The sequence below is a fragment of the Helicobacter suis genome (genome assembly GCF_902196135.1).
In the GTDB taxonomy this organism is placed as follows: domain Bacteria; phylum Campylobacterota; class Campylobacteria; order Campylobacterales; family Helicobacteraceae; genus Helicobacter; species Helicobacter suis_A.
The window spans coordinates 43,262-64,271 of the sequence record NZ_CABIKE010000011.1 but is presented as its reverse complement, the minus strand read 5'-3'; the positions used below and the strand labels follow the sequence as shown (position 1 = coordinate 64,271).

The 21,010-nt window shown below is 39.7% G+C and carries 21 protein-coding genes; 8 read left to right on the top strand and 13 right to left on the bottom strand.

The window, feature by feature from the left end; translation table 11 throughout:
- Positions 1-43: 43 nt before the first annotated feature.
- The gene (locus G6Q06_RS06885) at positions 44-1,918 is read right to left on the bottom strand and encodes a primosomal protein N' (RefSeq protein WP_163566129.1); all 1,875 of its coding nucleotides are present in this window, start codon (positions 1,916-1,918) and stop codon (positions 44-46) included.
- A 56-nt stretch (positions 1,919-1,974) separates the two neighbouring features.
- Between G6Q06_RS06885 and uvrB the strand changes: the two genes are divergently transcribed.
- Together uvrB and G6Q06_RS06875 are read left to right on the top strand one after the other, a co-directional pair.
- Complete coding sequence (gene uvrB / locus G6Q06_RS06880) at positions 1,975-3,939, top strand: excinuclease ABC subunit UvrB (RefSeq protein ID WP_163564039.1); 1,965 nt, start codon at positions 1,975-1,977, stop codon at positions 3,937-3,939.
- The gene (locus tag G6Q06_RS06875; RefSeq protein WP_163566128.1) at positions 3,939-4,928 is read left to right on the top strand and encodes an SAM-dependent methyltransferase; all 990 of its coding nucleotides are present in this window, start codon (positions 3,939-3,941) and stop codon (positions 4,926-4,928) included. Before uvrB ends, G6Q06_RS06875 begins: the two co-directional genes overlap by 1 nt.
- On the opposite strand, the gene G6Q06_RS06870 is transcribed toward G6Q06_RS06875, so the two are convergent.
- From G6Q06_RS06870 to queC, 3 genes are all read right to left on the bottom strand, one after another.
- Complete coding sequence (locus tag G6Q06_RS06870) at positions 4,925-5,290, bottom strand: heat shock protein transcriptional repressor HspR (RefSeq protein ID WP_163566127.1); 366 nt, start codon at positions 5,288-5,290, stop codon at positions 4,925-4,927. The genes G6Q06_RS06875 and G6Q06_RS06870 overlap by 4 nt on opposite strands.
- Before the next feature lie 9 nt (positions 5,291-5,299).
- On the bottom strand, positions 5,300-6,163 hold the full coding sequence (locus G6Q06_RS06865) for a DnaJ C-terminal domain-containing protein (RefSeq protein WP_064430060.1): 864 nt from the start codon (positions 6,161-6,163) through the stop codon (positions 5,300-5,302).
- 62 nt (positions 6,164-6,225) lie between these two features.
- Positions 6,226-6,954 (bottom strand): 7-cyano-7-deazaguanine synthase QueC, encoded by a 729-nt coding sequence (gene queC, locus G6Q06_RS06860; protein WP_163566126.1) that lies wholly within the window; start codon positions 6,952-6,954, stop codon positions 6,226-6,228.
- A gap of 48 nt (positions 6,955-7,002) precedes the next feature.
- On the opposite strand from queC, the gene G6Q06_RS06855 reads away from it, so the two are divergent.
- The 6 genes from G6Q06_RS06855 (at position 7,003) to G6Q06_RS06830 (ending at position 11,936) form a co-directional block, all read left to right on the top strand.
- On the top strand, positions 7,003-8,226 hold the full coding sequence (locus G6Q06_RS06855) for a CCA tRNA nucleotidyltransferase (protein WP_163566125.1): 1,224 nt from the start codon (positions 7,003-7,005) through the stop codon (positions 8,224-8,226).
- A 5-nt stretch (positions 8,227-8,231) separates the two neighbouring features.
- On the top strand, positions 8,232-9,221 hold the full coding sequence (locus tag G6Q06_RS06850) for a tRNA dihydrouridine synthase (protein ID WP_205435987.1): 990 nt from the start codon (positions 8,232-8,234) through the stop codon (positions 9,219-9,221).
- Complete coding sequence (locus G6Q06_RS06845; RefSeq protein ID WP_163566123.1) at positions 9,222-10,214, top strand: outer membrane beta-barrel protein; 993 nt, start codon at positions 9,222-9,224, stop codon at positions 10,212-10,214. It begins immediately after the preceding gene.
- Between the two features lie 114 nt (positions 10,215-10,328).
- The gene (exbB, locus tag G6Q06_RS06840) at positions 10,329-10,781 is read left to right on the top strand and encodes a TonB-system energizer ExbB (RefSeq protein WP_163564032.1); all 453 of its coding nucleotides are present in this window, start codon (positions 10,329-10,331) and stop codon (positions 10,779-10,781) included.
- Entirely contained in the window at positions 10,781-11,170 is a 390-nt protein-coding gene (gene exbD, locus G6Q06_RS06835) for a TonB system transport protein ExbD (protein ID WP_006564231.1), read from the top strand. Before exbB ends, exbD begins: the two co-directional genes overlap by 1 nt.
- Positions 11,136-11,936, top strand: a complete 801-nt coding sequence (locus tag G6Q06_RS06830) for an energy transducer TonB (RefSeq protein ID WP_163564031.1) — start codon at positions 11,136-11,138, stop codon at positions 11,934-11,936. Before exbD ends, G6Q06_RS06830 begins: the two co-directional genes overlap by 35 nt.
- A 42-nt stretch (positions 11,937-11,978) precedes the next feature.
- On the opposite strand, the gene G6Q06_RS06825 is transcribed toward G6Q06_RS06830, so the two are convergent.
- Genes G6Q06_RS06825 through ispG form a run of 9 tightly spaced genes read right to left on the bottom strand, consistent with a single transcriptional unit; the run spans position 11,979 to position 20,988 of the window.
- On the bottom strand, positions 11,979-13,385 hold the full coding sequence (locus tag G6Q06_RS06825) for a 4Fe-4S binding protein (protein ID WP_163566122.1): 1,407 nt from the start codon (positions 13,383-13,385) through the stop codon (positions 11,979-11,981).
- Between the two features lie 21 nt (positions 13,386-13,406).
- Positions 13,407-14,408 (bottom strand): L,D-transpeptidase family protein, encoded by a 1,002-nt coding sequence (locus tag G6Q06_RS06820; protein WP_205426686.1) that lies wholly within the window; start codon positions 14,406-14,408, stop codon positions 13,407-13,409.
- 38 nt (positions 14,409-14,446) lie between these two features.
- A complete protein-coding gene (gene era, locus G6Q06_RS06815) occupies positions 14,447-15,337 on the bottom strand; it encodes a GTPase Era (RefSeq protein ID WP_205435986.1) in 891 nt (296 codons plus the stop codon).
- Entirely contained in the window at positions 15,334-16,674 is a 1,341-nt protein-coding gene (gene hslU / locus G6Q06_RS06810; protein WP_163534447.1) for an HslU--HslV peptidase ATPase subunit, read from the bottom strand. The genes era and hslU overlap by 4 nt, the downstream gene beginning before the upstream one ends.
- Complete coding sequence (hslV, locus tag G6Q06_RS06805; RefSeq protein WP_163533551.1) at positions 16,674-17,216, bottom strand: ATP-dependent protease subunit HslV; 543 nt, start codon at positions 17,214-17,216, stop codon at positions 16,674-16,676. Before hslV ends, hslU begins: the two co-directional genes overlap by 1 nt.
- A 7-nt stretch (positions 17,217-17,223) precedes the next feature.
- Positions 17,224-17,670, bottom strand: coding sequence for a 50S ribosomal protein L9 (gene rplI / locus G6Q06_RS06800; protein ID WP_163533449.1), 447 nt, complete (start codon positions 17,668-17,670; stop codon positions 17,224-17,226).
- 57 nt (positions 17,671-17,727) lie between these two features.
- The gene (locus G6Q06_RS06795) at positions 17,728-18,804 is read right to left on the bottom strand and encodes a tetratricopeptide repeat protein (RefSeq protein ID WP_163566121.1); all 1,077 of its coding nucleotides are present in this window, start codon (positions 18,802-18,804) and stop codon (positions 17,728-17,730) included.
- A gap of 8 nt (positions 18,805-18,812) precedes the next feature.
- Positions 18,813-19,940, bottom strand: coding sequence for a tetrahydrodipicolinate N-succinyltransferase N-terminal domain-containing protein (locus tag G6Q06_RS06790; protein ID WP_163566120.1), 1,128 nt, complete (start codon positions 19,938-19,940; stop codon positions 18,813-18,815).
- A complete protein-coding gene (gene ispG, locus G6Q06_RS06785; RefSeq protein ID WP_163566119.1) occupies positions 19,906-20,988 on the bottom strand; it encodes a flavodoxin-dependent (E)-4-hydroxy-3-methylbut-2-enyl-diphosphate synthase in 1,083 nt (360 codons plus the stop codon). The genes G6Q06_RS06790 and ispG overlap by 35 nt, the downstream gene beginning before the upstream one ends.
- Between the last annotated feature and the right edge of the window lie 22 nt (positions 20,989-21,010).

Sequence of the window (21,010 nt, the reverse complement as noted above, 5' to 3'; positions counted from 1 at the left end):
ATTAAACCCCTATTATAGCAAACTTCCATTACAAAATATCCTTCTAAATATCTAGCGGATCTACATCAATTTTAAAAATACCTTTAGCATGTTCTTGTAGGTGGTGTAAAACTTGGTGTAGCCCTAAAGTTGAGGACGCGCTTAAAAGAATCTGGTAGCGGTATTTGCCCGCAATTTTAGCCACCCGTGCACAGCCAGACCCTAAAACTTGTACGCCTTGATTTTGATCTAAAAGAGTTTGTAGCATTTTTAAACTTGTCTGCATGTTCTCTTGAGCGATTAAGGCGTCTTTATTTCTAAATTCAATCTGAGCTAAACGCATGAAAGGGGGAAAATGGGGCATGCGTGTTTGTAATTCGTCTTTTAAAAAGTCTTCATAGTCTTGGATATAGCGTTTTAAAAATGCGGCATTAAGCGTTTGAATCACCACTTTTCCATGTTCTTTGCGCGCACTACGGCCAGCAATTTGGTGCATTAAAGACACCCCATCTTCTAAACTGCGATAACTCCCATTGTTAAGCACCTCATCTAAACCTAAAATAATGGCAAGATTTACTTTAGGGTAGTCATGGCCTTTGGCTAACATCTGTGTTCCGATTAAAATATCACATTCATGGCGATTAAACGAGTCTAAAATATTTTGGATCTGTGAAGCCGTGTGGGTGTGATCTTTATCTAAAATCTGAATGCGCGCTTGGGGCAGCTGTGCTTCTAATTCGCTTTTAAGTTGCTGCGTGCCTATTCTTTTTCCGGCCAAAGTAGGTTGCTTGCATGTAGGGCAGACTTTTGGAATTTCTAATTGGTGTTGGCAATAATGACAGCGCATGCATTTTTCTTTAAGGTGCAAGCTCATATTCACGCTACAAAAAGGGCATTGTACGCCATTTCCACAAGAATAACAAAGCAATTTTTTAAAAGAAGCGCGCGTGGGTAGAAAAATCACACTCTGTTCTTTTTTTTCTAAGCTTTTTGTTAGATACTCTAGTAAATTTTGGCTAAGCGTTGTTTTATTTTCCTCAAAAAGAATTTCTTTTGAGGTGTTAAAAAAACGCCCTTTTAAGCGTACAAGTGTTTGGTTTTTCTTGGCTAAATAATAGCTACGCACATGGGGGGTGGCTGAGCCTAAAATCACTTGGATAGGCATTTTACTAGAAAGATAAAGAGCAATATCGCGGGCATTGTAATAGGGGGCTTGGCTAGCTTTATAAGCTTGATCATGCTCTTCATCAACAAGGATAAGCCCTAAATTTGGCATGGGTAAAAATAAAGCACTACGCGTACCCACCACTACTCTTATCTGTCCTAATGCTAATTGCTTTAATAATTCTTGTTTTTGTTTAGTGCTAAGTTTACTATGCCATAACCCTACTTGATTGGCAAAGGTCTTTATCAGCGCTTTTTGGGTTTGAGAAGTGAGTGCGATTTCAGGTACTAATACAATAACACTTTGGTTTTTCTGTAATTTTTCTACGATTAAATGGATATAAATTTGGGTTTTTCCGCTTCCTGTATCTCCAAAGAGTAAAGCGCTTTTATGGGGTTTGAGTGCCTCTAAGGCTTGGTTTTGTACAAAACTTAGGGGGTTTATCCCAAATGGGGTAGAAATAGGATTAAAAGGCGGGTTATTTTTATTAAAGGGAATGAATAAAGAAGCGACTAAACCGGGGGAACAACAATAATACTTGGCTATAAACTCTAAAAGTAGCATTTGGTGGGCATTAAAATAAGTTAATTCTTGAGTAGCCAAAACACAATCAAAAGGGGGTTTTTCACATTCTTGCAGTACAACACCCTTTAGGCGTAATTTACGCAAAGTGATTTGTACTAAATCGCCTTTTGCTAGCGGGGTTTGGCTTTTATAGGTAAGGGGTTTGAGATGGTGTTTGAGTGGCGCAACACTATAAAAACGATTAAGCATTAAATTCCTTAGGTTTTTAGTTATTATACCCCCTGATTTTATCAAAAGGCAAAGACATGGGTTTTATTCTAAATGCCCCTTACAAAGTAAGTTTAGAGCAAGAACAAGCCGTGCAAAAGTTACAAGATGGAATTAATCTAAATGCTAAATACCAAACCTTAGTAGGGGTTACAGGTAGTGGTAAAACTTTTAGCATGGCCTATTTGATTTCTAAATTACAAATGCCAACTTTAGTGATGTCGCATAATAAAACCCTATGCGCCCAGCTTTATAGCGAATTTAAAAGTTTCTTCCCTAAAAACCATGTAGAGTATTTTATCTCTCACTTTGATTATTACCAGCCTGAATCTTATATCCCAAGACGCGATTTATTCATAGAAAAAGACAGCTCCATTAATGAGGATTTGGAGCGTTTGCGTTTGAGTGCGATCACTTCTTTACTAGGCTATGATGATGTAGTGGTGGTTGCTAGTGTTTCGGCTAATTATGGGCTAGGTAATCCGGCAGAATATCTAAGCATGCTTGAAAAAATTAAGGTGGGGCAACAAATTTCTTACACACAATTTTTACTTAAGCTAGTAGAAATGGGCTATGAACGGCAAGATATTTTAGAAAGAGGGTATTTTAGGGTAGTTGGGGAGAGTGTGGATATTTTCCCGGCTTATAATGATTCTAATTTTATCCGCGTGGAATTTTTTGGCGATGAGGTAGATCGCATCACTTACATGGATGCTTTAGAAAACACCCCTATCCAATCCTTAGATTCTTATATCCTTTATGCGGCAAGTGCCTTTATTGTCAGTCCGCAGTGCCTTAAAAAAGCTCTTTCTAGCATTGAGACAGAATTAGCGCAGCGTTTAGAATTTTTCAAACAAGAACAAAAACTTTTAGAGTACGAACGGCTTAAAACACGGACAGAATTTGATTTAGAAATGATGGGTACAACCGGGATTTGTAAGGGCATTGAGAATTATTCCCGCCACTTTACAGGCAAACAAGCCGGAGAAACCCCCTACACCCTTATGGATTACTTTGCACAGAAAAATTGCCCTTATCTTGTGATTGTAGATGAATCCCATGTAAGTTTGCCTCAATTTAAGGGCATGTATGCTGGAGATTTGAGTCGCAAACAAGTACTTGTTGAGCATGGATTTAGACTCCCATCAGCCCTAGATAACCGCCCCCTCAAATACGAGGAATTTATCCAAAAAGCCCCGCATTTTCTTTTTGTCTCAGCTACACCAAATCCTTTAGAACTAGAACTCTCAGGTAGCCAAGTGGCTAGCCAAATTATCCGCCCAACCGGGCTTTTAGATCCGGAATACTCCTTAAGACCTACACAAAATCAAGTTAAAGACCTTTTAAAAACTATCCAAAGCGTAGTGGCTAAAAAAGAGCGGGTATTGGTAACCACTTTAACAAAGCGCATGGCTGAGGAACTCTGTAAACACTATGCAGAATGTGGGCTTAAAGTGCAGTATCTACACAGCGATACAGATGTGATTGCGCGCAACCATAGTATCCGTGCTTTGCGGCTTGGAGAGATTGATGTTTTAATCGGCATTAATCTACTTAGAGAGGGTTTAGATTTACCGGAAGTGTCTTTAGTGGCTATTTTAGATGCAGATAAAGAAGGGTTTTTGCGTAGCAGTACGGCTTTAATCCAAACTATGGGCAGGGTAGCACGGCATGTACATGGCAGAGTGATTTTTTATGCAGATAAAATCACGCCTAGCATGCAAGAGGCTATGGATATTACAGATCAAAGACGGGCTAAACAAATGGCCTTTAACCAAGAACATGGATTAATTCCACGAGGTGTTAATAGACCTTTAGAGGCTGAGCTAAAAGAAATAGAGCTCTCTAAACCTTCTAAAAAGAATTTAAATAAAATGCCTAAGAGTGAAAAAGAACGGCTTATCAAGACTTTACGCGCCCAAATGCAAGAGAGGGCTAGGGTTTTAGACTTTGAAAATGCGGCTAAGCTAAGAGATGAAATTGCAAGGATTAGAGGGCTTTAATGCAGAGTTTTAGCCAGTGCATGCAAGAGTGGTTATATGGTGAGAATGGCTACTATAGGCATGCATTAATTGGCATGCAAGGGGATTTTTATACAGCTGTAAATAGTAGCGCTTTTTTTGGGGGTACGCTAGCGTTTTATTTATTATCCTTATTAGAGAGTGGGCGGCTTTCTTTGCCTTTAAGTGTTGTAGAAATAGGGGCAGGAGAGGGGTTATTATTAAGCGATGTAGTGGGGTTTTTAAAAGATTTAAGTCAAGGCGTGCTAGAGCACATAAGATTTATCAGTATAGAACCTTTAGATAGACTAGCTAATTTACAAAAAGAAAGATTAGCCAAAAGAGGGGTTGATCTTGAATGCGTGGCTTACTTAGAAAATTTAAACCTTTCTCAATCTGTTTTTATTTATTGCAATGAATTATGGGATAGTTTTCCATGCGAAGTTATTGATAACTCTAAGAAATTGTATATTTCTCATTTTAAGCCTGTATGGCAAAATTTAAGCCCTGAGGAAATGTACCAAATAAAAGCATTTTATCCGGCTATAAAATCAGATTGTTTGCCTTTATGGGGAGATTATATTACTAATTTATGCAACCAGTTGCGGGGTAAAAAATGGGTCATGGTTAGTTTTGATTATGGGCAATATGGGAGTTATGGGGGGATTAGTTTAAGAGGCTACAGAAAACACAAAGTTCTTAGTTTTGAGGAAATTTTAGACAATTTGCAAGAATACTACCAAAAAATTGATCTAACCTATGATGTAGACTTTAAACTCTTAGAAACACTCTTTTTAGCTCAAGGAGCACACACCCTTTTTTACAGCACGCAAAGCGCGACTCTTTTAAAAATGGGGTTAGCGTCTCTATTAGAATTATTCCACGCTAACGCGCCCTTTACAACCTACCAAAGAGAAAGCATGAAAGCCCGCGCTCTTATTAACCCTGAAGGGTTTGGCGAGCGCTTTAAAGGGCTTATTGTAGGCAATTAGGTTTTTTTAAATAAAATTAATTCATAAGATGTTTTTTGAATTTGTTTGGTTTGGGATCTACTTGGCGTACTTTGTTGCATGTGTGTTTGTAATTGCTCATTAAGGCTATCTAACTCGTCTAATCGCTCTTTAAGGCGCAAAATAATATCCACCCCTGCTAAATTAACGCCCATATCCCTAGTTAAGCGCAAAATGGTTTTGATCTTATCCATATCCCTTTGGGAGTATAGCCGTACTTTCCCATCTGTGCGTTTGGGTTCAACTAGCCCTTCTTTTTCATACTGGCGCAGAGTCTGGGGATGGACATCTAACATTTTGGCTACCACACTAATTAAGTAAAGAGGTGCATCATAATCAACCATGTTTATTCCTTAGGGTAATTGTTCTTGTAAAACTTGTTTCACATCTGCACTTAAAGTATCTGTATGGGGCAAAATCACATGGGCTTTTAAATACAAATCCCCCATTTCTGCACTCTTTCGATTCTTCACCCCAAGCCCTTTAATGCGGAATTTTTGGGCATTTTTCGTATTGGGTGGGATTTTAAGAGCAATTTCTTTATGTAAAGTGGGGACTTGTATTTTGCCTCCAAAAAGAGCTGTTTTTAAGGGCAAATCAAAATCTTTAATCAGATCATCACCGCTACGGGTATAAGTGCCATCTTCTAGTACATGTACTTTTAAAAGTACATCGCCTCTTAATCCTCCCTGAGTACGCCCCTTACCTTTAGCGCGCAAAACTTCCCCTTCTTTAACTCCAGCAGGGATTTTAATCTCAAAACTATCGTGGTTGAGTTTGATAGATCGTTTAGCACCTAAAACAGCTTCTTGTAGACTAATTTGGATTTCTGCATGAATATCTAAATTTTCAGCAAAATTAAACCCTCCAAAGTCTGCAAAACCTCCATGCCCAAAACCACCTCCTCCAAATCCTCCACGACCAAAGATTTGGGCTAAAATATCATCAAAATTAGCGCCCTTGCCTTGAGAACGCGCAAAATCGCTAAAATTCTGCCCTCCAAACATGTTATCGCCAAATTGATCGTATTGGGCGCGCTTTTGTGGATCGCTTAAAATTTCATAAGCAGCGTTGATCTCTTTAAATTTTTCCTCAGCTTCCTTACCCTTATTGAGATCGGGGTGGTATTTGCGCGCTAGCCTGCGGTAGGATTTTTTGATTTCCTCATTGCTGGCTTGCTCGCTCACCTCTAAGGTCGCGTATAAACTTTTTCCCATGTATATCCTTTAAAAAATATAAAGCTATTATAGCATAAAACTTTAGTCTTATAGTATCAATTTTATTTATTAGATTCTTTTAAAAAGTTTTCATAACCCTTTTGCCTTAAAAGACAAGCCGGGCATGTACCACAGCCATAGCCATAAGGGTGGCGGGTGCTGCGATCCCCGATATAACAGGTATGGGTTTGCTCTAAAATAAAATCTAAAAACCCTAATTTTTGGGCTAAAGCAAATTCTTGGGCTTTGTCTATAAACATGAAAGGGGCTAGTAAAGTAATCCCCTTAGGAGTGCCAAAAGCGCCTAGATTTAAAGAAGTTTGTAAACTTTCTAAAAAATTTTGGCGGCAATCAAAATAGCCGCTGTAATCTTGCTCAGAAATGCCTAAGAGTACAAAAAAAGCCCCTAAATTAAAAGCATAGGCGTGGGCAAGAGTGATGAATAAAGCGTTACGGTCAGGTACAAAGGAGGCGGGTAATTGTGGGTTTTTCATGTGCGGGGCTTGGATTGATTGGGGGCTTTTTTTAAAGAGAGCAGAATTACTTAATTCTTGTAAAAAATCTAAACTAAGAATTTTAAAGGGTAACTTTAACTCTGTGGCAATTTTTGTGGCTTGTTGTAGCTCTATACTATGCTTTTGGGCATAATCAAAACCGAGTAAATAGGTTTTTTCAAAGGCAGATAAACTCCATAAAGCTAGAGTCGTGCTATCCTGTCCTCCACTAAAGCAAAGTACACAACTACTTTTATAGCGCTTGGTTAGTAAACTTTGTAAATCAAAGGATTTCATGGTGGCTCTTTATACTAAAATGAGAGAATTATAGCAAAGGACTTGTCAGTGGGTTGGGATTTAACCTATGCTTTAACTCTCCCTCATGCACTCTTAGAATTATTAGATTTGATTGAACAAGGTGGGTTTGAAGCTGTGGTGGTGGGGGGAAGTGTGCGCGATTTACTGCTTAATAAAAAGCCTAAGGATTATGATTTAGCTACAAATGCTACGCCAGAACAATTATTAACCCTTTTACAACCCAAAATGCAAACTAGCCTTGTGGGTTTAAAATTTGGTACTCTAGGGATTTTATACAGGGGGCAGTTTTTTGAAATAACCACTTATAGATTAGAGTTTGATTATACCAACCACCGCCACCCAAGAGTCAGTTTTGTTAACTCACTTGAATCAGATTTGAGTCGCCGCGATTTAACGATTAACGCGTTAGCCTTTCACCCTAAAAAAGGGCTTTTAGATTTACATGGAGGGCTACAGGATTTAAAAGATCACAAACTTGTTTTTGTGGGTGTGCCTTCCGTGCGTTTAGAAGAAGATGCTTTGCGCATTTTAAGGGCTATGCGTTTTGCCAGTACTCTAGGTTTTAAACTAGATATTAAAAGTGAGAACGCGCTCTTTGATCAAGCAAATTTATTAGACAAAATCAGTAAAGAGCGCATTTGGCATGAATGCTCTAGGTTGTTGGTAGGTTTTAACGTTTCTGATGTCTGTATGCGTTATCACAGCCTTTTAGAGCGCATTTTTGGAAGTTTAGATAGTAAACTTTTAACCAAGCTCTCATGCATACCCCCTAATTTAGTAGCGCGGCTTTTATTGATCTATCAAAATTGCGATCAATCAAGCATGCAAGCTTGCTTAAAAAACTTGAAAGCCCCTAAACAATTCATTCTAACCCTTAACAAATTACACCCATACACTAAAATTAATCCGCAAGACTCTAAAATTTGGGTTAAACAACAATTACAGGTTTTAAGTTTGAGTCAATTTAGAGCATGGCTAGGGTGGCTACAGGCTAGTGATGTACTTTTAAGCCGTGCTTTATACGCGCATTTTAAAGTAATTGGCATGCAAAAAGAAGTTTATTCTTTACATTTTTTAGCCCTTAAAGGTGATCATCTCAAAAATCTAGGGCTAAGAGGTGCAGAAATTGGAGCGTGTTTACAAGCTTGTTTAAAAGAGGTGGTGCAAGAGCGGGTTAAAAATGAGCTAGGGGCGTTGTTAGAATGGGCTCAAAAATGGATCAAAGATTTAAGAGAATATGCGTTAAAATAGAGTTTATGGAAAAATTAGTGTTTAAGGATTTGCTGTTTTTAGCGCCCTTAGCAGGCTATACGGATTTACCCTTTAGAAGTGTGGTTAAGCGCTTTGGGGTAGATGTAACGGTGAGTGAAATGATTAGTAGCCATGCTTTAATACATGCCTTTGATAAAACCAGTAAAATGTTACAAAAATCTCCCGAGGAAAGCCCTTTTAGTGTACAAATTGCTGGGTCTAAAATGGAGGTTGTCAAACAAGCAGTAGAATTACTCAATACCACTACAGGGATTGATATTTTAGATTTTAATTGCGGTTGCCCAGCGCCTAAGGTGGCTAATCACGGCAATGGTAGCGGGCTACTTAAGGATTTAAAACATTTGGTTAAACTTTTAGAATTAATCAAAATAACCACCAATAAGCCCTATACCAGTGTAAAAGTGCGTTTGGGATTTGATGAAAAAATTCCATTAGAGATCGCCCATGCTCTCAATGATGCGCCGGTGGATTTTGTGGTGGTGCACGCGCGTACTCGTTCTGATCGCTATAAAAAAGAGCGCATTGATTATGAAAGCGTGCGCTTAATGCGCCAAATACTCCATAAACCATTGATTGCTAATGGAGAAATTGATAGCCCTAAAAAGGCTAGGGAGGTGTTAGAATATACAGGGGCTAATGGGGTGATGATTGGGCGATCCTCGCTAGTTCAGCCTTGGATTTTTTGGCAAATCAAACATAACACTGAAGAATTACCCGCGATTCTTAAAAAAGATTTAGTCTTAGAGCATTTTGATAAAATGGTGGCTTTTTATGGGGATAGGGGGGTTGTCATGTTTAGAAAAAATCTCCATGCCTATGCCAAAGGGCATGTAGGGGCTGGGGCTTTTAGATCGGCTGTGAATGCGATGGTGTTGCCGGCACAGAGCCGCGCTCAGATTGAGGATTTTTTTAGCACCCATGCACCCCTTAGCCCCCTACCACAAATCATTACTCTAAATCGCCAAAGCCTTTAGATGAACAAAAGCCTTGTATTTTTTGTTATCTCAAGTGTGCTTTGTTGCCAGTTTTTAGGGGCAGTTAAAAACCATGTCTTTACCGGTGTGCGTCTGGGTTATATTAAAAATTCTGCTAGCACCTTGAGTCAACAAGTGAGCATGCAAAATCCTAGCACTATGCCAAATGGTACTTTTGTTTGCCCTAATGAATTATGTAAAGAAAATAAAATTGTAGGTTTTTATAAATCCAATACACTTAGTCCAGCCTTTACTTACACGCTAGGCGATGAAATCTTTTTTGATAAATTGGCCATTAGTGGGATTCGTGTTTATGGGACTATTGAATACGCACAGGCTAATTTAGGGAGTCGTTATAAGATTCAAAATCAAGGGGGGCAAAACTATAACCCACAATCCATTAAAGCCATTAATTCTAACAATAATCAAGTCATTGGGGGGAGTATCCCCAGCGATTATGCCTCCCCTTGTGCTACTCTAAGTACAACTAACCCTCTAGGATTATGCCCTACACCAAACCCGCAAGAGATTTTATTACAACGGCCGGCTAACTTGGTTACTCTAGGGCTTAATGTAGATTTTTTTCTGAATATCCCCCTTGATTACTGGATCAAACGCCTTTATTCTAAAATGTTCTTTTTTAAAATGGGGGTTTTTGTAGGCGGGGGTGTGGAGTATGCGATGCTTTGGAGCGATGATTTTAACAACCAAGCTTTAAGTACTCTGGGTGGATCTTCTCTTAGCAAAGGCCATATACAAAAAACCCGCTTTTTTACCGCTGGCAATGGCTTTTATGTGAATGTGGGCTACCAATTATATTTAGGAAGACATAACCGCTTTAATTTAGGCTGGAAGATTCCCTACTATAAAATTACCGCCCAAAATTGGTATAACTATGGAAATAATAATCCCGGTACCCAACAAACTATCAAGCAAACCCTAAGTATTTCTGCACAAAGCCAATTTTATGTTAGTTATGCCTTTTTATTCTAAATTCTTAGAATCGTATTTATTATTATTGTCATAATAGGGCTTTTTGTATTGACTTTTTATTACAAAGCCAATACAATCAACACTTCTTTTTTAACTTTTTCAACAAGGATAGCCATGCACTCTGGTTTATCTGTTAAGCTAATTGGCGAGTATGTAGACATCGCCATTTTTTCGGCACTAGGTTTAATGAGCTTTATAGCGGTATGGTTTACCATTGAGCGAATCATCTTTTATACTAAACTAGATTTTAGTTTATATGACGATCCAGATCGCCTAGATTTAGATTTAAGTAGAAATCTAACCACTCTTTATATTATCTACTCTAACGCACCCTATGTAGGGCTTTTGGGCACGGTTTTAGGGGTGATGGTTACTTTTTATGATATGAGTACGAGTTCTACAGGTCTAGATGCTAAGGCTATCACTTTAGGGTTATCTCTAGCTTTGAAAGCTACAGCCTTTGGCTTGGTGGTGGCAATTCCAACTTTGGTTGTTTATAACGCGATGTTGCGTAAAACTGATGTGCTATCTGAGCAATTTAAATTAGCGCATAAAAAGAGGGCTTAATGCGTGCCAAATTAAGAAGGGGCGATGGTTTAAATATCGTTCCCTTTATTGATGTGATGTTAGTGCTTTTAGCATTAGTTTTAAGTGTTTCTACCTTCATCGCTCAGGGCAAAATCAAAGTTAATTTACCCAGCGCCTCTAGTGCAGAAAAGGCAGGGAAAGAGGATAAGAAAGTTACAATTGTGGTAGATAAATCCGATGGGATTTTTATAGATGATAAACAAAAGAGTTTAGAGCAGTTACGCGCCTTAATCTCTACTCTAGATCCAAAAACCCTTGTAGATTTGCGTAGCGATAAAGATTCTAAATTTGGTACTTTCATTGAGATCATTGATATTCTCAAAGAACACAACCATGAAAACTTCTCCATCTCTACAGAAAAAAAGTAAGTCTGCAACCTGGATTAGCTTTTTTATTACTTTAATCTTATACGCAGGGGCGCTTTGGGCTTTTTTTTCTAACTCTAATCATATCCAAAAAATAGCTCAGGCAGGTACGCAATCTGTAACCATGAGCCTAGCTAGTATCAACACACATGCCAATCATCTTAGCCATGCTAAGCAAGCCCCACAAGTACAAGAAAAACCTAAAGATAAACCTAAAGAACAACCTAAACCAAAACCCAAACCAAAGCCCAAGCCTAAGCCTAAACCTAAACCAAAGCCTAAGCCACAAGAAAAGCCTAAACCCACGCCTGAGCCCAAACCTGAGCCTAAACCTAAGGTAGAGGAAAAACCTCAGCCTAAGGAGGAAACTAAAGAAGCGCCCCCTCAAAAAGCGCCACCAGCCAAAGAGCCACCTAAAGAGAAGAAGGTAGAGCAATCTAACCAGACAGCAGAAGGGGCTAAGGCAAGCCTAGCGTATAATCAAGGGGTTAGCGATGCCTTTTTAATGCAAATTCAACAGGCTATCTCATCTAAAAACCGCTACCCTCGCATGGCTATGGCAAGGGGCATTGAGGGGGAAGTTTTGGTTGAATTTGTACTCAATGCTAATGGCAGCACTGAGGATATTAAAATCTCTAAAAGCTCAGGTTCAGATATTCTTAACCATGCCGCCTTGCAGGCTGTTAAAGAGGCTTCTAAACTCTTCCCTGCTCCCAAACACACCGTGCGTTTGCGCATTCCCATTGCCTATACAATCAAAGAAGAATAGTCTTTGTTAAGCTATTGGCTAAAAGATAATCTTAAGCTTAAGCTAGCGTAAAATTGAGGTGATGTCTAGCATGTCTTCTAGCATAACCTTAACCTTGCAATCAGCGCAAGCATAAAGAGAGGCGATACGGCGCGCATCGCCTTTAAAACGAGGTTCCATAAATTTAGCAATTTTTAGCACACTTTTAGTTGTACCCATAGGTTTACCACACACACGGCAGGTAAATAAGCTATCTTGAGCCATGACTTGGGGTTTAAAATAGGCCGGGTTTAGAGCAATTCCATCGCGCTCTAAACTCAAACAATCTTTTTCAGGACAAGTAGGTACGCAGTAGCCACAAGTGGTACAAAGAGATGGGTTAAAAAGCAAAGTATACTCGTTTCCATCAATGCTTAAAGCATGGGTATTACACGCCCCCACACAAGAAAGACAAAGGGTACAATTATCTTGGATTTGAATATGCCCATAACGGATAAAGTCTCCACAGCCTACCTGACCATAATCTTTTTCTCCAACTACATACGCTAGCCGTTTAGCAAAGAGATCGCGCTTGGTATGTGTGGGAGTTGTTGGCGGGCTAAAGTGGGTGTACTCTAAAATTCTAGCCTGTTCTAAACATTCTTTAAGTTTAGTGGGATCGGAGGCATATAAAATCGCATCTAATCCATAGAGTTTTTGATAAATGCTATTAAGTAGTGTGATACTCTCTAAAGTCCCTATCCCTAGTTCTGGTGCATACAACACCACCTGTGCACCGCTTTCTTGCAAGAGTGTTAAAAGATAGGTTTGTTCTAAAATATTAGCATTCAAGCATAGAGGCAAAACTTCCTGTTTGAGCGCAACATTAGGCAAGGTTACATTGCGATCTATAACCAAAGGGATATAATCCTGATAAAGTTTAGCCACAGCCTGCATGCATTCTAAACTCAAAGCCCCATATTCCAAACTCCCACTAGGACAAACCGCTATGCATTTACCACAATCAATACAAGACTCGTATTTAAAAACCAAGTGGCGGTTATCATGGCATTCTAAACCCTTTTCTTGGGCAATTTGTGGATCTAGTTTAGTGATAGCCAAAGTTGGACACACCTCGCTACATTTGCCACAACATTCTACGCGTCTTTGATGGTATTGGCAGATATTATTATCATAGGTGAAGTATTCTATAAGAGAACCTTCCTGCGTTTCTAAAGTTTTAGTGTGTTTAAAGTCAAATTGCAGGCCATGAAGTTCATAGAGTAAAGAAAGACTCTTGGCTAATTCTAAAGGATCTTGGGCGCTGTGCTCTATTAAAAAATTAATTTCAGGCGCTACTCTTTGAGCGCCCTTTAAAGGCACATTAGATACCACACATTCTACATCTATAGGAGCATCTAACACTTGAATATGATCATGGAGTACCGCGTGGGGATAATGTGGGTTTTTAACATAGACAAATTCAACCATGTACTAGCCACCCAATAATATTTATTTCTCCACTAAAATTTGCATCTTTTTATTTTTGAGTTCTACATATAACTCTTTAATGCCATGTGAGGAGTAAGTGGGTTTTTTGTGTTTGTAAGCTTCATAATCTTGTAAAAAAGTGATGCGGAAAAGCCGTTTGCCTTCAATATTAGGGTAGGGGGTGATGTTGATATTTGAAAAGCGAATTGTCTTATCCTCATTTTTAGCAAAAATCTTAGTTTTGAATTTTTCAAACTTTTTTAAACCCATGCCATTAAAGTGCTTGAAATTAGGGGAATAAAACTCTAAATAAGAGATCAAATTATTCTTAGCCCAAGCCATGCGCCAAGCATATAAATTACTCAACAACAATGCTAACTCTTGTTTACTTGCATGGGGAAAATCTCCCTCATAAACAACTAATAGGGTCTTTTTATTCCGCACCAACTTATCGTAATTTTGTAAGATTTTATTATCAATGGCAATACAGCCCTTAGTGTAGGAATTATCGCGATCACCTTTTAAAGGCATGCCATGAATCCAAATTCCATGACCTGTATGTTTAAGCACCACATCTAAGGGATTTGGATAGTTAGTTACAAGGGCTAAGGGTCCATAGTAAGCACTTAAACTGGTGATCTTTTTAATAATCTGATAAACACCAATGGGAGTAGCCTTATCCCCTTCACTCACCTTCATCCCGATTTTAGAACCCACCAATGCCTTACTTTCATTAACCTTAGAGATTTTTTCCCCATCCATTTTGTAAAGAATAAGTTTGGGATCGGCTTTATTAATGATAAAAAGATAGTCTAGGCTTTCATAGTATCCATAGGTGGTGTCTTTTGTTTCTAGCACATCCTCCCAAAAATCTTTTTGGCTTAAATAGGACTGCAAAAGTCTTTCAATAGAGCCTATCCCCTTTTCATGGTAGGCTTTAACAAAACCCATTAAAGTGCCTGCTTGAGCCCCTAAAGTTAGAGCAAAAATTAAAAAAGCAGATCGCAAACCCATTCTAACCATTCAAAACCCCTAAGCGTAAAAATCAAAAAGAAAACGCGCTATTCTATCATATAGCCCATTTTTTTTAGCTGATCTTTTTCCTGAGTCCAGTTTTTCTGTACCAGTACCTCTAGCTGTAAAAACACTTTTTTTTCAGAAAAAGCCTCTATTGCTAACCTTGCCTCCCGCCCGATTTTCTTAACCACACTCCCCCCTTTACCAATCACCATTCTTTGTTGGCTCTCTTTTTCTACGATGATTCTAGCATCAATAAAATCCCTAGTCTTTCCCTCCTCTATGCGCATAATCAGCACATCGCTAGCATAAGGGATTTCCTCACTTAAAAAGCGAAAAATCTGTTCGCGAATCATCTCTTTATAAATCTCTTTAGTCTGTATATCGCTAAGGAGCTTGGGATCATAATAAAAAGGAGATTCAGGCAAGAGTTTAGCCACTTCTTCTAAGAGAATTTCTAAATGATAGCCCTTAGCCGCGCTTAAGGGAATAAGTGTACTAAAGTGCGCGCTATAAACTTGGTAGGCTTTAATCTGGGCTAGAATTTTAGCAGGAGTGGCTGTATCTGTTTTATTAAGGGCTAGGATATGGGGTTTGTTGGGGGCTAGATTTAAAAATTCTTGGTATTTTTCTGGACTGTCATGGATACTAGCTAGAAATACAGCCAAATCACAAGACTCTAGGGCATGCCTAATTTGCTTTGTCATAGCTTGGTTAAGTAATTTAGTGGGCTTACAAATTCCGGGGGTGTCTAAAAAAACCATCTGGCATTCTATATCCCCTTGAGTATAGGGTACAATGGCCTTTAAGATTTTGCGGGTGGCATTAGCTTTATGAGAAATTAGGCAAAGACGCTCATAAACTAGCGCATTAATTAAGGTGCTTTTACCGGCATTTGGCCGGCCAATGAGTGCAATAAAGCCGGCTTTACTCATAAAATAAAACGCGCTAGATCCACATCCTCTACCAAATCTTGTAATGTTTGGCTCACATTTTCTTTAGAAACCACCACTTTTTGCCCCGCATAAGCTGTAGCGTTAAAACTAATATCCTCTAGCACTTTTTCTAAAGTGGTGTGCAAACGGCGCGCGCCAATATCCTCTGTTTTTTGATTGGCTAAATATGAGAATTTAGCAAGTTCTCTTAAAGCTTCAGGTTCAAAAGCCAAATCTACATTTTCTACTTCTAAAAGCGCTTGGTATTGCTTAATCAGCGAACTTTTAGGGCGAGTCAAAATCTCATACATAATCTCCTCAGACAAACTTTCTAATTCCACACGCAAAGGAAAGCGCCCTTGTAATTCAGGGATCAAATCGCTAGGTTTACTTAAATGAAAAGCCCCAGCGGCAATAAAAAGAATGTGATCGGTGGCTATGGGCCCATATTTAGTTTGAATGGTGCTCCCCTCCACAATGGGCAAGAGATCGCGTTGTACACCCTCTTTACTAGGGTCTTGAGTACGCCCCTCTTTTGAACCAACTGCAATTTTATCAATCTCATCAATGAAGATAACCCCGCACTGCGCGGCTCTTTGTACTCCCTCTCTTTGTACTTGTTCCATGTCTAAAATGGCTTGAGAAACATCGTGGCGTAAAGCTTCTTTGGCCTCTTTAATGGTCATTTCTTTACTAACCTTTTCACTCCCTTTATTTAAAATTTTAGTTAGACTTTCTTGAACTTTGATAATTTCAGGTGGCATATTAAAATCCCCCTCTACGCCCCTTTTATCTAATTCAATTTGGATTTTTTGATCATCTAAAACATGGCTGCGTACTTTTTGTTTGGTTTTCTCAAAATTTAGCGCATACTCTTGCTGTTTATCCTTACCTACACCGCTAGGAAGGGGGGGCAAAAGCTTTTTAGTGATGCGCTCAATGATTAAATCCTCAATCTTAGCTTGATTTTTTTCCTTCTCCTCGTTTTCTACTAAATGAATACTTGCCACGACCAAATCGCGCACCATAGATTCTACATCGCGCCCTACAAAGCCTACTTCTGTGTATTTACTAGCCTCCACTTTGATAAAGGGTAAACCCATCATCTTAGCCATGCGCCGTGCAATTTCGGTTTTGCCCACACCTGTTGAGCCTATCATCAAAATATTTTTAGGCATGACCTCCTCTTGGAGTTCTTTACTTAATTGCAAACGCCGCCAGCGATTACGCAGAGCAATAGCAATCATCTTTTTTGCATCTTGTTGTCCGATGATATAGTCGTCTAAATAATGGACAATCTCTTGAGGTGTTAAATTTAATTTTGCATGGCCTAGCATTAAAGCTCCAAAATTTTAATGTTTTGGTTGGTATAGATACAAAGATTACCCGCGATTTTAAGCGATTCTTCTACTAAAGTTTTAGGCGGTAGGTGTGCAAATAAATCAAGCGCACGGGCTGCACTTAAAGCATAATTACCCCCACTCCCAATAGCAGCGATCTTGCCATCTTCAGGTTCAACTACATCTCCTGTTCCGCTTAAAATAAAGATAGATTGTTTATTAAGCACGATCATCATTGCCTCTAAACGGCGTAAAAATTTATCCTTGCGCCACTCTTTGCTAAAATCCACCACACTTTTAAACAAATCCCCTTTTTTACCCTCCAAAATGCGCTCAAACATATCAAATAAACTAAAGGCATCGGCTGTACTACCTGCAAACCCGCTTAAAATTTGGCCATGGTGGAGAGTGCGGATTTTGGTAGCATTGCCCTTAAGAATACAATTATTAAAACTAACCTGTCCATCTCCGCCAATAATGGCATAATCCTTCCCCTCAAAATGGGTTTTATAGCCCAAAATCGTAGTGGCATGAAACATTATAAAATCACTCAGCCACGACATCAATTTTTAAAACACCTACAACGCCTAATCCAAGCTTAACATCAATTTCATAAATCCCGGTACTTCTAATAGGCGTTTTAAGATCCAATGTTTTTTTATCAAGGCTGATAGGGTGGTTTGCCTGCAGGGTTTCAATCACCTCCTCTTTAGTGATAGAACCAAAAAGTGCGCCATTAGCCCCTACTTTTTTGCTAATTTTTAGAATAATCCCTTCTAGTGTTTGGGCAAGCTCTTGTTTGGCAGCTAACTCCAAAGCCTCTTGTTGTGCTCGTTTTTGCACATTGGCTTTATATCTACGAATCACCTCTGTAGTGGCTAATTGGGCTAAATTTTTAGCCAGTAAAAAATTGTTTGCGTAGCCATCTTTAACCTCACATACATCTCCAGCTTTGCCTAGATTTTTAACATCTTGTAGCAGTAATACTTTCACATCTATCCTTTTAAAATTAAAATTCCTAATTGTAAAATATTCGGGTTGAAAGTGCCTTTAACGCAAATTAGGATCAAGCGGGAGAAACAAACGCCCATAATTGGGATTAGAGCGCAATAATTTTTCTTTAAAAATGCCGTAATTATCACAACCAGATTGCAGGCCATACTGGCACACATAGGAAAATAAATCAAGGGCGCGTTTGTCATTTTGGGGCACGCCTAAACCCTTTTGGTACAACACACCTAAATTATTGCAACTAGAAAGATTCCCACTCTCACAAGCTAGCTGGAAATACTTAGCAGCATAAAAATTATTAATGGGTACGCCCTCTGCTCCCTTAGCATAAATCCAACCTAAGTTGGCACAACCCTGCATGTCCCCCGCGTTACAAGCCAAGTAATTTAAATCTACATTGTTTAATTTAGCCTTATCAATTCCATAAATATTTTTAACATTACTCATTAAACCTAAATTATAACAACCTAAATCACTCCCATGTTCACAGGCATATTTGTAATAATCTATCGCTTTAAAATAATTCTTAGGCACTCCCACCCCATTAGCATACATCCATGCTAAATTATTACAGGCTAAAGCGCTCCCTCCACGACAACCCACCGCATAAAGCTGGGCAGCCTTTTCTTTATCATCTAAGGTTGCATTTTGTTTATAGTCATAGGTCTGGGCTAAATCTGCACAAGCGCTTGCATCGCCTCCACTACAGCCCATTTCATAATAACGCGTGGCTTTTTCCGTATCGGTTTGGATACCCACCCCATTAGCATACATCGTACCCACCGCAAAACAACCGGCTGGATTACCCTGATCACAGGACCTAGAAAAGAGCTTAAAGGCATCTTTATAATCCCCACTTTTAACCGCAGCAATGCCCGCACTCAAGGCATCTTGTGCCACTGCAGGAGGGGTGAGGCGATCTGTCATGGGAGGGGAGGGGGGAGGAGCTGTTAGAGCGGGGGGTGTATTTGTAGGGGGTCTGGCATTTTGTGGGGCTGTAGGAGGCGCAGCCGGAGGTGTGGCTTGAGTTTGGGCATTAGGCGGTGTGGGCGCGGCATAGATTATATTTAAAAGGAGCAAGCAAAAAAGACAAAAACCCCATTTTTTAAAATCCATTTTATTCCCTAGTGGTGTAAATCCGTGTTGAGCGCAATCAAGCGCGTACTACGCAAAACGACCATTTTACCCGTTTGGCTGTGTTGTCTAAAATGCAAACCATGCAAACCGGATAATTCTCTACCCTTATACAGCCCTGAATCTCTTGTTTCTAGTTGTGGGTTGATCTCTTGCAATTTGGCTAATTCCTCAGAGGCTATATAAAAAATTGTACCGGCTAGCACGCCAATACCTGCATCTACAATACAACCATTTCCTAAACTAATGCCTAGTACACTATTAACCCCCAAAAGACAATCTTTTCCCACACTAATAGGTTTACTATTGCCTCCGCTAAGTACGCCTAAAATCCCCGCGCCCCCGCCAATATCTGTACCCTCCCCTACAATCACAGAGGAGGAGATACGCCCCTCATTCATGCAAGCCCCCTCTACACCGGCATTAAAATTAATATAGCTAGCCCCGGGCATCTGGGTATAGCCCCCTTTGCCAAGATAAGCTCCAAAGCGCGTTTTAGCGCTATCTAGCAGGCGGATATTATCAAACTGAGGGGTAATTTGCATTAAATAGCGCGGGAATTTGTCTACAAAATCTATACAAGGAAATTTATCCTGCATTTTTAAAGAAATTTCATGTTCGCGTAACCATTCTAATTCATAGGCTTTATGGCCACTCCAAGCCACATTAGGCAACAGCGCAAAAATACCCTCTAAATTCAGACTGCGCAAAGGGGCTTTACCTAGAGAAAGGGCATGGAGTTTAAGATAAGCCGTTTGTAGACTTTGGCATGGCGCGTCTTCATAGAGAATAACAAAGTGATAAAAAGAAAGCTGCGGGTTTTGCTCTTGCTTATCTAAGGCTAAAAGCACTTCTGAAAGGGGGGTTTTTTCTTGGGAAATGTAGGGGAGAACTTGCTTTACAAAGGATTTATCAATGCTATAAATGGCCTCGCTTGGGGTTTGGCTTAGGGGTTTTAACCCTTCCAAAGCCTTTAAAATGGAGTGTTCTAAAGGTTGCCACTCCAAACATAAAAAACACGCACTCAAAGGTTTTTGACTCTTTTGTCCATACTGCATTTTTGCAATGCCAAAGGCAAGGGGTTTAATAGAGAGCATGAATCTCCTTTGCATGTTCATCTGCTAGGGCTTGCACTTCAGCAACAAAGGTTTCTAAAAGCTGATCTTCAGGTAGTTTATGAATCACCTTACCTTTTTTAAGAATGAGCCCGCTTTTATGGCCAAAGGCAATCGCAATATCGGCGTGTTGAGCCTCCCCTAGCGCGTTGACCACACAACCCATCACGCTCACATCTAAAGGGATTTTAATGTGTGCTAGGCGTTGTTCTACCTCAGCCATTAAAGCCACTAGATTAGACTCGATGCGCCCACAAGTAGGGCAGGAAATGAAAGTAATACCCTCCTTTTGCCTCCCGCTATAACGCAAAATAGCCTTAGCCACGCGAATCTCCTCCTCTAATTCTCCAGTGATAGAAACCCGCATGGTATCGCCTATGCCTTCTCTAAGCAGTTGGCCTAGAGCCATCGCGCTTTTAATGCTGGAGTGAAACAAACTTCCGGCTTCTGTTAGACCTAAATGAAAGGGGTAAGAAACGAGTGGACGGAGTTTTTGGTAGGCTAAAACGGTGCGCTCTACATCGCTAGCTTTTAAAGAAATCTTAATATTATCAAACCCGACATCTTCTAAAAGCTTGGTGTTATAAAGAGCGGATTGTACCATCCCCTCAGGTGTAGGGCCATATTTGAGCGCAAATTGTTTTTCTAAACTCCCTGCATTTACCCCAATACGGATAGGCAAAGAGCGCGCATTGCAAGCCTTAGCAACAGCCTTGATTTTTTCTAATGAGCCAATGTTTCCGGGGTTAATCCGGATAGCATCCACGCTTTCAGCGGCAATAAGGGCGAATTGATAATGAAAATGAATATCTGCAATCAAGGGTAAAGAGGTGGCTTTTTTCAATTCTTTAAGCGCAAGGGCGTCTTTTTTATAGGGCACAGCCACGCGTACCATATCCGCTCCCGCTAATTTGAGGCGATCAATTTGGCTTTTAGTGGCCTCTATATCATGGGTTTGGCTATAGGTCATGCTCTGCACACTAATAGGCGCATCACCTCCCACAGCCACAGGACCGACAAAGATTTTTTTAGTCAGAAAGCGCGCAACCAAAACTTCCAACCTTAAGATTTAA